This is a genomic window from Streptomyces sp. WMMB 322 (assembly GCF_900090145.1).
Classification (GTDB): domain Bacteria; phylum Actinomycetota; class Actinomycetes; order Streptomycetales; family Streptomycetaceae; genus Streptomyces.
Genome location: NZ_FMHI01000001.1, coordinates 436,842 through 449,966 on the forward strand (window position 1 = coordinate 436,842; position 13,125 = coordinate 449,966).

Sequence of the window (13,125 nt, forward strand, 5' to 3'; positions counted from 1 at the left end):
CGCGGTGCACGGAACGGGGGCCGACCAGGGGAAGACGCGTCAGGTGGCGGAACTGTCCGCCGCCGTCGCGGGCGTGCTCGCACGCGTCGATGCGCACGCCGGCCGTGCCCGTGCTCGCCGCGAGGAGGGCGCAGCCGGCGGTGGCGCCGATGAGCGCGGCGCCGACGGCAAGGGCGACCGTGGTAAGGACGACCGCGGCAAGGGCACCGGCGCCCGTACCCCGGGCCGGCAGCACGAGGCGCAGGACGAGGCGCAGGACGGGCAGCAGCCGCCCGTTCCCGCTCCGCTCGCGAAGCTCCAATCCGCCTTCGGGCTCAGCGCGTTCGAGCGCGACATCGTTCTCCTTTGCGCCGCCGCGGAGCTCGACCCCACCACCGCCGCCCGCTGCGCCGCCGCCTGCGGCGATCCCGAACGCGCCCACCCGACGTTCTCCCTCGCCCTGGCCGCGTTCGAGGACGCCCACTGGAGTGCCCTCACTCCCGTCGCGCCGCTGCGCCGCTGGCGGCTCGTCGAACTCGGCGACGAGACCCGGCTGACCACGTCCCGGCTGCGGCTCGACGAACGCATCCTGCACTTCCTCACCGGTTCCGCGTACCTCGATCCCCGGCTGCACGGCATGCTCCGTCCGGCCTCCGCAACCGACGAACTGCCCACGCCGCACGAGGAGGCGGCGGACCGCGTCGCGGCGGGGTGGAGCGTCCGGCGTCCCGACGCGCCGTTCCGCGTCGAGCTGATCGGCGGTGACCTGCGCACCCGCGAGGACATCGCCGCAACTGCCGCCGCCCGGGCGGGACTCGGGCTCTACGCGATGTCCGCCGAGGACGTGCCCACCGAGCCCGCGGCCCGTGACGCCTTCGCCCGCCTCTGGCAGCGCGAGGCCGTGCTGCTGCCCGCCGCGCTGCTGCTGGAGACGGGCGAGCTGGACCGCGAACACGCCGCCGCCACCGAGGCGTTCATCGCGTCCGCCGCGGTGCCGATCGCCGTCGCGGGAGCGGAGCCGCGCCGTACGGACCGGCCGCGCGGTGAGCGCGTCGCCGTGCCCCAGCTGGACGACGCGGAGCAGCAGCGGCTGTGGAGGGACGCGTTCGACGGTGTACCCGGCCTGGACGCGGGCCAACTGCACTCCCTCGCAGCGCAGTTCCAGCTTCCGCCGCACACCGTGCGGTCCGCCGCCGTCTCCGTGCGCCGGGACCTGCCGGACGCTTCCGCCGGGACCGGAGCGGCCCACGGCCTTGCCTGGCAGGCGGGGCTCTCCGAGGCCCGCATCGGCCTGGAGGGGCTCGGCCGCCGCATCGAACCGGAGGCGGGCTGGGACGATCTCGTCCTCGCCGAGCGGCAGTTGAAGATCCTCCGCGAGATCGTCGCCCACGTTCGCCAGCGCGCCCGTGTGCACCAGGAGTGGGGTTTCGCGCGGACGCTGCGACGCGGCCTGGGCGTCACCGCGCTCTTCGCCGGCAGTTCCGGCACCGGAAAGACCCTCGCGGCGGAGGTCATGGCGAAGGAACTCGGCCTCGACCTGTTCATCATCGACCTGTCCCAGGTGGTCAGCAAGTACATCGGTGAGACCGAGAAGAACCTGCGGAAGGTCTTCGACGCGGCCGAACTCGGCGGCGCACTGCTGCTGTTCGACGAGGCGGACGCCCTCTTCGGCAAGCGCAGCGAGGTCAAGGACAGCCACGACCGCTACGCCAACCTCGAAGTCAGCTACCTGCTGATGCGCATGGAGGCGTACCGCGGCCTGGCCGTACTCACCACCAACATGAAGAAGGCCCTCGACACGGCCTTCATGCGGCGCATCCGCTTCGTCGCCGACTTCCCCTTCCCGGGGCACGAGGAGCGCGCCGAGATCTGGCGGCGCGTGCTGCCCTCGCAGGCCCCGATGAAGGACATCGAGCCGGACGCGCTGGCCCAGCTCACCGTCGCCGGCGGCTCCATCCGCAACATCGCGCTCTCCGGTGCGTTCCTCGCGGCCGAAGAGGGCGACGCGCTTCAGATGCGGCACATGCTCGCGGCGGCACGCACCGAATACCAGAAGCTGGAACGCTCCTTGACGCCCTCGGAGGTCCGCGGATGGGTCTGAACGGAGTGCACGGGAGGCACGGCGCGGGCGCGGCGGGCGACGGTCCGCGCGACGCCCCGCGTGAAATCCACGTCGAGATAGACGAGTTGGCGCTCGACGGTTTCCGTGGAGACCCCGGCCTCGTCCTCGCCGCGTTCGAGAACGAACTCGCGCGCCTCGTACGGGAACACGGCGTGCCCCTCGCCGCCGACGGCGAACCGCACACCCTCGACGCCCTCACCGGGCTTCCGCCGCTGCCCGCGACCGTCTCCGCGGGCAGACTCGGCGAAGCCCTCGCCCGTTCCGTCCACGCGGGTCTCGCCGGCGACGGAGAGGACCCCGAGCGGACGCGGCGGACGCGCGGCCCGGACGGGAGGCGGCGATGAGCAGCACACATGCCCCCGCCGACCAGCAGCAGGCCGCGAACGAAGCACGGCGGCGCAAACGCAAGGAACGCGCCGCCAAGTCCCGCACGCCCGAGCCGAAGGACATCGTCAGCGGCGCAGGGCAGCCCCTGGACGTGGGCGTGCGGCGGGAGTTGGAGGAGAAGCTCGGCCACGACCTCGGCAACGTACGCCTGCACACAGACCGCGACGCGGGCACCCTGACCGACATGCTCGGCGCGGACGCGGTCGCCGTCGGCCAGGACATCTTCTTCCGCGAGGGCGCCTACGCCCCCGGCACGGCCGACGGCTACCGGCTGCTGGCACACGAACTCCTCCACACCGTCCAGAACCCTTACGGCGCGGGCCCGTTGACGGCCGGCCGCGATCCGGGTGCCGTCAGCCTGCCGCAGGAGGCCGCCGAGCAGGAGGCGGAGTCGACGGCGCAGCGCCTGATGCGCGAGGAGACCTCGGGCGAGTCCGCGGCCGAGCCCTCACAGGCTGTGGACGCCGAACAGGGCGAAGTCACCCCCGCCTGGATGCGCTACGCCACCGTCGACGCGGACCGCATGCGCACGGAGCAGCTCGACCCGGCGGGGCTGGTGGAGCGGCTGGCGAACTCCGTGGTGCGCTCGATGCGCAGCGACCCGGAGGACCGCTCGAAGCGCACCCGCCGCCAACTGGCGCGGCTTCCCGAGGGGTTGCAGGACGACGTCCTGGAACGCCTGGAGACCAGGCTGCTCAGCTCCGAGCACGACCGGGTCCTGGACCTGATGGAGGAGTTCGAGCAGAGCGGCGAGGCGGAGACCGGCGGCCTGGCGTGGCTGGGTTCTCTCGACGCCCCGGCCCTCGTCCCGGACCCCGTCGAGGAGCTGAAGCTCGACCGGGAGGCCGAGCAGCGCGACGCCGAGGAGAAGCGGGAGCGGGAGGAGAAGCCCGCAGCCGCGCCCGGCCCGGAGAAGAACCGGACGGGCGACGGCGGAGCCGCGGGCAGCACCCCCGAGAACGGCGGCCCGGGACAGGGCGGCGCCACGCAACAGGGCGCGCAGGAGCGGGAGAAGGAGCCCAGCACCGACAACGGCGGCGACGCCTCCAGCCCCGCCGCCACCGGCGAGCAGCCGACAGCTCCCGCTTCCCGCTCCGAGGCGGGCCAGGAACAGCAGTCCGGGCAGCAGGACGCCGCGTCGGGCCCCACGTCCGGGGAGAAGAGCGCCGAGAAGTCGGGGGAGCAGCAGGGCCAGGAGAAGTCCGCCGAGAAGGACGGCGGCTCCCGCGAAGGCGGCTCCGGCGAGAAGGGCGAGAAGAAGGACGGCGCCAAGGACGAGGACAAGGCGCAGGAGAACACCGAACAGGAGGGCGCCCCGGCCGAGAGCGAGGAGGAGGCGGCAGCCAGGAACCGTCCGGGTGCGGCCGACCCCCTCGTGGCCGGTCAGCAGCGCAAACAGGACGAGAAGGACGGCCAGGGGAAGGGCTCGCCCGCCCCCGCCGGGCAGGGCAAGGAGCTGCCCGGCCCGTCGAGCCGGCTGGAGGGCGTACGCGACCAGGACCTGGAAGGTCCGGAGGAGAAGGGCGACGACGACCCGTTCGGCCCGGACAGCCAGTCCGAGGTCGACGTCGGCGGCGGAGAGAATAGCGCCTGGGACATCAAGCTCCAACCGGAGGACTTCCTGCCGGAGAAGGACCTCGACGTCTCCACCGTACCGACCGCCGACAAGCTGGACCCGGGCGCGTCTGCCGCGCCCACGATGCCGTCCTTCCCGGCACCCCCGGTGACGAAGGCCGACAAGGTTCAGGCCGAACGCGACGCGGAGGACGCCGAGGACGAGGCGGCCGAGGAGGAGCCCGAGGAGCGGGACGAGACCGCGCCCGCTGAATCGACGCCATCGGTCGAGACGGAGGGCGGACCGGCTCAACTGGCGGACGGGCTCGGCCTGGAGGAGGCGCTGGGCCCCAAGCCGGGCACGGCCACGAGGGACCCGAAGAGCGGCGACGACCCCAAGGAGGGTCCGGCCACGGCTCAGGCGACGGTGCAGGAGGCACCGGGCAAGGCCGAGGCCGACAAGGACGTCAAGGAGCAGGCCGCCAAGGAGGAGAAGGGCACTGCCGCCGGGGGCGACAAGGACTCGGGCGGGCAGGAGAAGGAGTCTCAGAAGGCGGCGGGCAGCGGCTCGGCGCAGTCCGAGGCCAAGGGCGGGGAGCAGTCGAAAGCCTCGTCCGGCTCGGCGGAGAAGGGCGGCGCCCAGGGGTCCGGCAAGGACGCGGACAAGGGCGCGGAGACGGGCACACCGTCGGGGGACAAGGGCGTACAGGCCGAGGACAAGGAGGGCGGTCCCGCCTCGGACGCCAAGTCCCCGTCGGCTGCCCGCGACAGCCACGTCACGGGCCAGTCCGGCACGGACACCTCCAGCGGCGCGGGCGGGACGGACAGCGAGTCGTCATCAGGCTCCTCGTCCGGCGATGCGGGGGGTACTTCGGGCGGGGCCTCGGAGCAGAGCGAGGGGACGCCCGTCACGGAGAGCCCCCGCACCGGCGGCTCCTCGGAGAAGAAGTCCGCGCCTGCCGCGTCGGCGCCGTCATCCGCTTCCGCCAAGTCGGCGTCTGCCGCGCCGACGGCTGCGAAGCCCGCGTCCGAACCGAAGTCCGCCCCGGAGCCCAAGTCCGCAGCGGCGCCCAAGTCTTCACCGGCGAAGTCGGCACCGGCGTCCAGGAGCCGCGGCGGCGGAGCCGGTAGAGGGGGCGGCGGTGGCGGCAAGGGCGCCGGCCCGGCCAAGGGCGGCAAGAAGAAGGCGTCCAAGGCCGCACCGAACCTGTCGGGCATGTCCCCGGAAGCGGGCCTGTCCACCGCGTCAAGTCTCAAGCCGCACCAGGCGATCGAGGCCATGGGCGGCGTCAGCAGCTCGGTGGACCGCACGGTCGGCGACGAGCACAAGCAGCTCGCCGGCTCGCCCCCGTCGATGCAGCGTCCGGCGGGCGCCCCGCAGACGCTGCACGGCAAGCCCAAGACGGACGCACCGGCGCAGTACTCCCAGGACCCGGCCCGGAAGGCCGACGCACCCAAGGACGAGAAGGCCGAGGTCAAGGGCGAGAAGAAGCCCGAGGGCCAGATCGAGGCCGAGAAGGCGGAGGAGCCCGGAGGCTGGGACACCTTCAAGATGGCCCTCGGTTTCGGCATCGGCAAGGTCCTCAGCTGGGTCGGATTCGAGGTCGACGCCTCGGAGTTGGCGGCGAAGTTCGCCGGCCTGCCCACCAAGGACGAGGCCCTCAAGCAGGCCCAGGCGGGCAACGCCCCGGGCGTCGAAATGAAGGGCGCGGCCGGCGAAAAGGCCGACGAGCAGGGCGGGCACGTCGACGACAAGGGCCAGGAGTCCGTCGAGACGGGCCGTGACGACGCCGGCCGCAACATGGGCGAGAACCAGGTCTACCCGGACGCTCCCAAGGAGGAGATGAAGGGCAAGGTCCCCGGCCGGCAGGGGGGCAAGGGCGGCAAAGGCCACGCCGGCGGCGCCAAGACCGGGGCCGTGCCGCCCGAGGCTGCCTCGGAGGTGGCCGAGCACGACCGCGGACCGCAGTTCCGGAAGGCCTTCAGCGAAGGCCGGAAGGGCATGGCGAAGGAGCGGGAGACCAAGGAGAAGGACTCCCGCAAGTCCAAGGAGAAGCACAAGAGCAGCGTCGGCAAAGAGGTCGCCTCCAACACCAAGTCCCAGGCGGGCGAACGGGAGAAGGCGCTCAAGGACGTCGACGGTCAGCGCGAGGACTGGCGCAAGGAGCAGGACGGCGAGCTGAAGAAGCTCGGCACGAAGAAGTCCGACCGCCACGACAAGATCCGCAAGGACGTCAAGGACAAGGAGGAGAAGACCGACAAGGACGTCGGCAAGGAGAAGGAGGGCAGCGACAAGAAGATCAAGGACGAGGGCGTCAAGGCCGAGGAGAAGGCCGAGAAGAAGAAGACCGACAGCGCCAACGAGTCCGGCAACTGGGTCACGAAAGCCTTCGACTGGATCAAAGAGAAGGTCATCGAGATCAAGAACGCGATCGTCAAGGTCATCAAGGACGCTCGCGACGCGGTCATCGGCTTCATCAAGAACTTCAAGGAGACGGTCGAGCGCTGGATCAACGAAGCCCGCAAGGCCATCGTCGACGCGATCAAGAACTTCATCGACGACCTGATCGAGTTCGCCAAGGCGATGGTGCGCGCCGTCATCGAACTCGCCAACCGCATCCGGAAGTTCATCACCGACCTCATCGCGGCGGCGATCGCTCTCGTCAACAAGCTCGCCCGGATGCTCAAGCAGATCGTCAAGGATCTGCTGGACGCCCTCGCCAAGCTCCTGAGCGACATCCTGAACATCCTCAAGAAGATGCTCCAGGACGTCATCAAGGCCGTCATCGACGCGGTGAAGACCGTCCTCGAGTACGCCTCCAAAATCCTCGGCGCGCTGGGCGAGTTCATGCTCATCGCCGTCGACTTCCTCTCGGACCCCGGCGGTTGGCTCAGCGGCGCCAAGAACTCGGCGGTCGACGGCGCGAAGAACCACCTGTTCCGCGAGGTCAAGGCGGCCGTCAAGGCGTGGTTCCAGTCCAAGATCCAGGAGATCATCGGGATTCCGAAGGCGATCCTCGACAAGCTGCTCAAGGGCGGCTGGACGCTGGAGAAGATCGTCAAGGAGACGTGGGACGCGATCGTCCCCCAACTCCCCTTCATCATCGGCGAGATCGTCATCACCAAGGTCGTCGCCAAACTCATCCCCGGCGCCGGCTGGGTGATGGCCGTCATCGACGCGATCCGCACGGCCATCGGTGCGCTCGGCGAGATCCTGAAGGCGATGGGCGCGGTCATCAGCTGGCTGAAGGCCGTGCGCCAGAGCGGCGCGGGCATCCTCTTCGCCAAGGCGGTCGCGGCGGGCATCGTCGCCTTGCTGGAACTGGCCTACGAGGCCCTGCTGAGCGGCATCGGCAAGTACGTCTCCAAGGTGGGCCGCCGCCTGAAGGGCATCGCCGCCAAGCTCGGCGGCAAGAAGGACAAGCCCGGCGGCGGCAAGAGCGGGGGCGCCGACGGGGCGGACGGCAAGGGCGGCAAGCGGAAGAAGCAGGAAGAGGAGCCCGACTCGGCCAAGGGCGACGCGAAGGGGGACGCGCCGCCGCGCACGGCGGGTGCGTCGGGGGTGCGGCCGACGGCCACGAAGCCGAAGTCCGGACCGAGCGGCAAGCCGGACGCCAAGTCCGACGGGAAGCCCGGCACGAAGCCCGGCACGAAGCCCGGCACCAAGTCCGATGACAAGCCGGAGTCGAAGCCCGGCACGAGGTCCGACGGCAAGTCGGACCTGGACAAGCCGGGCTACAAGGGCGGGGACAAGGCCCACCAGGGCAAGGACGGGGACAAGGCCGACGCCCCTGCCAAGCCGAAGCCGAAGCCCCGTCCCGTCAAGGACCCGGACGGCAAGCCGAGCACGTCCAAGGACAAGGACGGCAAGCCGAAGTCCAAGGACGACAAGCCGGACACCCGCCCCACGCCGGCCGCCAGGCCCAAGCCCAAGCCGGAATCAAAGCCGAAGCCCAAGGACGACCCGGACACGACGCCCAAGCCGAAGGACGACGACAAGGACGGCTCCGGCAAGCCGAAGGACGACAAGGGCGACAAGGACTCGACGAAGCCCAAGGACGACAAGGGCCCGGCGAAAGACAAGGACGGCAAGGACAAGGATGCCGACTCGACCAAGCCCAAGCCCAAGGGCAAGGACGGCAAGGACGGCAAGGACGGCAAGGACAAGGATGAACCCGGCCGCCCGAAGAGTGACAAGGCCAAGGAAGAGATCCGGAAGCGCGAGGAAGCCCAGGCGGCTCAGCAGGCGGCTGACCTGCCTAAGGTGCGCTTCGAGACGGAGGAGGGCGACCGGCACACGCTGCTCTTCAACGGCCAGGGCAGTAGCGCCGATCTCACCGTTCGGAGCACCCCGACGCCGGTACGGGAGTACCTGGACGAGTGGCGCACGGAGAACGACGAACTCCGCGAGAGGAACCCTGAAGAGGCCGAGAAGGACGGCGCACTCTTCGACAAGGCATGGAAGCTCTACGACCGGATCGAGAAGGAACAGGACAGCCTGCCAAACAGGAAGAGGAGCAGGCACGGAATCGCAAAGGGCCCCCTCGGTGACTCCGCGCTCCACCGCAGGGTCTTCAAGCTCAAGCTGGAAATGGAGCAGCTCGCCAAAATTCTGGCCAAGCGTGGGGCGAACACCCCTTCGCTCCCACCGACGATCCTCCCGCCCTTCGTGGACGGTCCACGCGCCTTCGGGTTCAAGGCCTCTTACATCAAGGGGGACATCAAGCGGGGGACTGAGGCGGAGGAACGCCCCGACGCGCACCCAGTCGGCTGGAATGCGCTGTCCGGTCTTCCGGGAGGACTCACTGAACGCAAGAACTACTGGGTCCGTATGCACATGCTCCCGGCAGGGCTGGGTGGGCATGCGAGCACATCCAACTTGGTTCCTGCACGAACAGGGCACAATACCCGGGCGATGCACGCGGTCGAGCACCCGGCCCAGCAGGCGATCGGGAAGTCGGTCGAGTATGGCGGCTCCACCCCGCTCAACTCCGAGAAGATGATCTGGTACAAGGTCGACATCACGTGGGGGCACGGCCGGAGTTATTCAGGTTTTCCCAGCCACGTGAGCGTGAAGTGGGGCGGATACAAGCCCGACGGGAACAGGTGGAAGGAGAAGTCACCGGGCCTCAACGGAACATGGGGAGAGAACTTCGCGGTGCCGAACCTGACGGGCTCGAATGTGGTCGACCTGAATACCGCTGGTCCTAAAGAGCTCAAGGATCTCGGTTTGAGCGACTACTTCGTAAAGGCCGTGCGCGAGCTGGTACAAGCAAACAGTGGTGCCGGGTCCTACACCAAGGTGGATCTCATCGCCGACTTGACGAAGATGAAGGACCTGACGTCGGGGTCCCAGGGAAGCCCGGGAATGACACAGGCACGGAAAGACGCGATCGCAGCTCTCACGAGGGAGTGGGCTCGGATCGTTCCCTGACGCAGCACCGCATCACGGAGGAGAGTTGACGCATGAGCGAGTTCTCGGAGTACGAGCAGACGTGGTGGGACACGTTGGACGGGTTGCAGTCCAACCCGGAGATTCACATCACCCACGAGGTCCGAGGGGACCTCAAGTCGAGCCTCGGTGACGCCGATCGAGTTTTCACGATGATCTCGACATTGAACGAAGTCACACTCCCCGAAGCCTGGAAGTCTTATTACCTGCGTTTCTCGGAGTTCGGGTCGTGCTGGACGTTCGGGGCCGGGGACTCACCGGGGCACTTCGGAGGTGAGTTCCATGTGACGAACCTCTTCGAGGTCACCCTCACGCCCTCCCCGGCCGAGGCATGGTCAGGAATCCCGGGACTTTCCGATGAATTCCTTGAGGAACTGCATCCTTTCGACGGAACTCCCACCACCGGGGTGGGGCACCTCGCACTCCTGCGCCTCACCAAGGGCGCTTCCGACGCCGAGGTTTGGTTCCACGCCAGCCCCTATGAGCCGCACCGGATGAATCTCGACTACCCGACCTATCTGGAGACCCTCAGGATCACCAAGGGGACCTTCAGCTGGCAGTACCTATTCGTGGACCCTTCGGAAGTAGACCTGTCCAGCGAGGAGTTCAAGAGTGCGGGCGAGCGGCTGACGACCATGCTGGAGGTCTTCCCCCGCATTTTCCCCGACCACGACTACTCCGACCTGCGCGCCCGTCTGGAGGCCCGGCTGTGACCTACGCCGACATCCCCCGCCCCATCCGCTCCGGCATCGTCATTCTCGACCCGGAGCGGGGCACACCCCAGCGCGTCATCGTGCTGCAGTTCAATCCGGACACCCTGGAGCGGTCGCTGCAACCGCAGTCCGCCGGCGGTGGGAGCGAAGGCCAGGGCGGGGGCGACAAGAACGAAGCCCTGCGCCTCAAAGGCCCGGCTCAGGAGTCGTGGAAGTTCACCGCGGAGTTGGACTCCACCGATCAGCTGGAGGTGGCCTCGCCCAATGGCATCCACCCCCAACTGGCCGCGCTGGAAATGCTGGTGCACCCCACGACGGCGCAGATCAGGGAGCACAGCCGGCTGTCGAAGAAGGGCGCGATCGAGATCAGCCCCATCGAAAAGCCGTTGACGCTCTTCACGTGGGGGAGCAAGCGTGTGATGCCGGTGCGGCTGACGGAACTGTCCGTCAACGAGTCGGCGTTCGACGTGAATCTGAACCCGATGCGGGCGGCGCTGAGTATCGGGATGAAGGTGCTGACGGTCAGCGATCTGCCGGCCGGGCACCGGGGGGCCGAGCTGTACATGGCGCACCTGGCGCAGAAGGAGCGCTTGGCGGGCGTCGCCACGCCCCTCGGGGGTGCGGGCGGCATCGGCGCGCTGGGCCTGGGCGGCGCGGGCGGCCTGGGCGGCAGCCCGAGTGGCGGCGGCGCGTTCGCCGCGAGCGGGCCGGTCAGGGACTAGGGCAAGCAGGGCCAAGGGGGGCACAAAGACATGGCAGGCATCGAGCCGTACGAGAGTGCGCTGGACCGGATTCCCGGCGCGCACCCGTATGCGAGCGACAGCCGGTACCACGATGCGGAGATCGGCGTGCACCGCATGCCCGACGGCACCGAAGTGCGGTACACCAAGCGGCGGTTACTGCCTCCGCTGCCGGGTCAGGGGGACGAGGACGACCTTGCGACGCACACCGTCAGCGCGGGGGAGCGGCCCGACCTGCTCGCCCAGCGTTACTTCGGCGACCCGGGCCAGTGGTGGCGCATCGCCGACGCCAACCCCGTCTTCGATCCTGCGGAGTTGACCGAGGAGCCGGGCACCGAGATCGACATCCCGCTCGCCGGCGGCTTCCCCGGAAGCGGTGGCAGCGGCGGAAGCGGGGGACGGCGTGTCTGAGCAGCCCGTCGGCCGCGGCCCCGTCCACCTGGGGCTGCTGATGGGGCCGAAGCTGACGAAGCCCGTGCCGCCGGAGGTGACCGAGGCGCTGCTGTCGGCGCAGATCACCATGACGTCGGGTGAACGCAGCGGATTCCAGATGGCGTTCGACCTGACGAAGCGCGGCTCCATCATCGAGCGGCTGCTGCCCGAGGGGTTCTTCAGCCCCCGTACGCGCGTGATCGTCACCGTCACCGTGAAGGGCACGCCCACGGTGCTGCTGGACGGATTGATCGTGCGGCACGAGGTCGGTGCGAGCAATCAGCCGGGCCACTCCACGCTGACCGTCACCGGCGAGGACCTGACGCTGCTGATGGACCTGGAGGAGCGCACCGACCGCTTCCCCAACCTGGCGCCGTCGCAGCGCGTGGCCCGCATTCTCGGCCACTACGCCGACTACGGCATCGAACCGCGCATCATCCGGGAGCAGATTCCGCAGCAGCCGCGCCGCGAGGTGCGGGTCGACTACCAGACCGGCACGGACCTGGCATACGTCAACGACCTTGCCCGCGCGAACGGTTACACCTTCTACCTCGACCCCGGCCCGCGTCCCGGGCGCTCCACCGCCTACTGGGGTCCCGAACAGCGACTCGGCAGGCGGCAGCACGCGCTGACCGTCAACATGGACACCGAATCGACCGTCGAGCAGTTGACGTTCGCCTACGACGGCACCGCACGCGAGGAGCCGCAGGCCCGCGTGCAGGACCCGCGCAGCCGGGAGTCGCGGCTGCTTCCGCAGCGGCCCATCGACCCGCTGCGGCCGCCGCTCGGACTTCAGCCGACGCCGGCGCTGAAGCGCAGGACCCTCACCGGCACGGCGAAGAAGGACCCCGCGCAGGCGGAGGCCGAGGCGCTGGCCCGAGCTGCCACGTCCGCCGACGCGATCTCCGGCTCGGGGCAGCTCGACGTGACCCGCCACGGCTATGTGCTGCGCCCCCGCGAACTCGTGGGCGTGCGCGGCGCGGGACGTACGTACGACGGCGACTACTACGTCAAGAGCGTCACCCACCACCTCAAACCCGGTTCGTTCCGGCAGAACTTCACCCTCTCCCGCGAGGGCCTGATCGCCCGCAGCGACCGTGTCCGCCCGTAAGCCACCGACCCGCCAGCAGCCCGAGCAGCCCAAGGAGCCCGCCGCATGGCACCCGCACAGAACAACCGCTTCCTCGGCAAGTACCGGGGCAGGGTCGTCGACAACGAGGACCCGCTGCGCATCGGCCGGATCACGGCGCAGGTGCCGGACGTGCTCGGGGACGAGGCGTCGACGTGGGCGCTGCCGTGCCTTCCGTTCACGGGCCCCGCGGCGGGGCAGTTCGTTCTGCCGGCGGTGGGCGCGGGCGTGTGGGTGGAGTTCGAGCAGGGCGATCCCAGCTTCCCCATCTGGACGGGGTGTTGGTACGGCGAGGCGGCGGAGCTGCCGGTGGACGTCGTCAAGGAGCTGCCGGGCAGCCATCCGGTCGTCATCGAGACCGAGGGCAAACACAAGATCGTCATGTCGGACGTGCCGGGCGGCACGGGGATTCTGCTGAAGGCTCCCGGAGGGGCGTATGTGCAGATCGACGAGAAGGGCGTCGTCATCAACAGCGGCCACGGGGCGTCCATTTCGGTCTCCGGCCGTGACGTCGACATCAACGAGGGCGGGCTGACCGTACGGCGGGACGGCTGAGGGGCGGACGGCACAAGAGCCGAAAGACGAACAACCGGCCGACGCAGCACCGCCGTTGAGGG

Annotated in this window: 8 protein-coding genes; all 8 read left to right on the plus strand. The window is 69.6% G+C overall.

What is annotated here, in order from left to right:
• The first annotated feature begins 4 nt into the window (after positions 1 to 4).
• From H180DRAFT_RS01915 to H180DRAFT_RS01950, 8 genes are read left to right on the plus strand one after another with little or no spacing between them, the layout of a single operon-like run.
• Positions 5 to 2,080, plus strand: a complete 2,076-nt coding sequence (locus tag H180DRAFT_RS01915; RefSeq protein WP_055484162.1) for an ATP-binding protein — start codon at positions 5 to 7, stop codon at positions 2,078 to 2,080.
• Positions 2,071 to 2,445, plus strand: coding sequence for a hypothetical protein (locus H180DRAFT_RS01920; RefSeq protein ID WP_254665820.1), 375 nt, complete (start codon positions 2,071 to 2,073; stop codon positions 2,443 to 2,445). The genes H180DRAFT_RS01915 and H180DRAFT_RS01920 overlap by 10 nt, the downstream gene beginning before the upstream one ends.
• Positions 2,442 to 9,476 carry an eCIS core domain-containing protein gene (locus H180DRAFT_RS01925; protein WP_055484163.1) on the plus strand — a complete coding sequence of 2,345 codons (7,035 nt, stop codon included), beginning with the start codon at positions 2,442 to 2,444 and terminating at the stop codon, positions 9,474 to 9,476. The genes H180DRAFT_RS01920 and H180DRAFT_RS01925 overlap by 4 nt, the downstream gene beginning before the upstream one ends.
• A gap of 32 nt (positions 9,477 to 9,508) precedes the next feature.
• Positions 9,509 to 10,207, plus strand: a complete 699-nt coding sequence (locus H180DRAFT_RS01930) for a hypothetical protein (RefSeq protein ID WP_055484164.1) — start codon at positions 9,509 to 9,511, stop codon at positions 10,205 to 10,207.
• Positions 10,204 to 10,929: a hypothetical protein gene (locus H180DRAFT_RS01935; protein ID WP_055484165.1), complete on the plus strand. Its 726-nt coding sequence runs from the start codon at positions 10,204 to 10,206 to the stop codon at positions 10,927 to 10,929. The genes H180DRAFT_RS01930 and H180DRAFT_RS01935 overlap by 4 nt, the downstream gene beginning before the upstream one ends.
• A 30-nt stretch (positions 10,930 to 10,959) precedes the next feature.
• Complete coding sequence (locus H180DRAFT_RS01940) at positions 10,960 to 11,358, plus strand: LysM peptidoglycan-binding domain-containing protein (RefSeq protein WP_055484166.1); 399 nt, start codon at positions 10,960 to 10,962, stop codon at positions 11,356 to 11,358.
• Positions 11,351 to 12,490, plus strand: a complete 1,140-nt coding sequence (locus H180DRAFT_RS01945; protein WP_055484474.1) for a hypothetical protein — start codon at positions 11,351 to 11,353, stop codon at positions 12,488 to 12,490. The genes H180DRAFT_RS01940 and H180DRAFT_RS01945 overlap by 8 nt, the downstream gene beginning before the upstream one ends.
• Before the next feature lie 45 nt (positions 12,491 to 12,535).
• On the plus strand, positions 12,536 to 13,063 hold the full coding sequence (locus H180DRAFT_RS01950; protein ID WP_055484167.1) for a phage baseplate assembly protein V: 528 nt from the start codon (positions 12,536 to 12,538) through the stop codon (positions 13,061 to 13,063).
• Positions 13,064 to 13,125 lie beyond the last annotated feature (62 nt).

What these genes read in the sequence shown, in the direction of transcription:
- H180DRAFT_RS01920 (WP_254665820.1), top strand. Translation starts at nt 2,071, where the DNA reads ATGGGTCTGAACGGAGTGCACGGGAGGCACGGCGCGGGCGCGGCGGGC.
- H180DRAFT_RS01925 (WP_055484163.1), top strand. Translation starts at nt 2,442, where the DNA reads ATGAGCAGCACACATGCCCCCGCCGACCAGCAGCAGGCCGCGAACGAA.
- H180DRAFT_RS01930 (WP_055484164.1), top strand. Translation starts at nt 9,509, where the DNA reads ATGAGCGAGTTCTCGGAGTACGAGCAGACGTGGTGGGACACGTTGGAC.
- H180DRAFT_RS01940 (WP_055484166.1), top strand. Translation starts at nt 10,960, where the DNA reads ATGGCAGGCATCGAGCCGTACGAGAGTGCGCTGGACCGGATTCCCGGC.
- H180DRAFT_RS01950 (WP_055484167.1), top strand. Translation starts at nt 12,536, where the DNA reads ATGGCACCCGCACAGAACAACCGCTTCCTCGGCAAGTACCGGGGCAGG.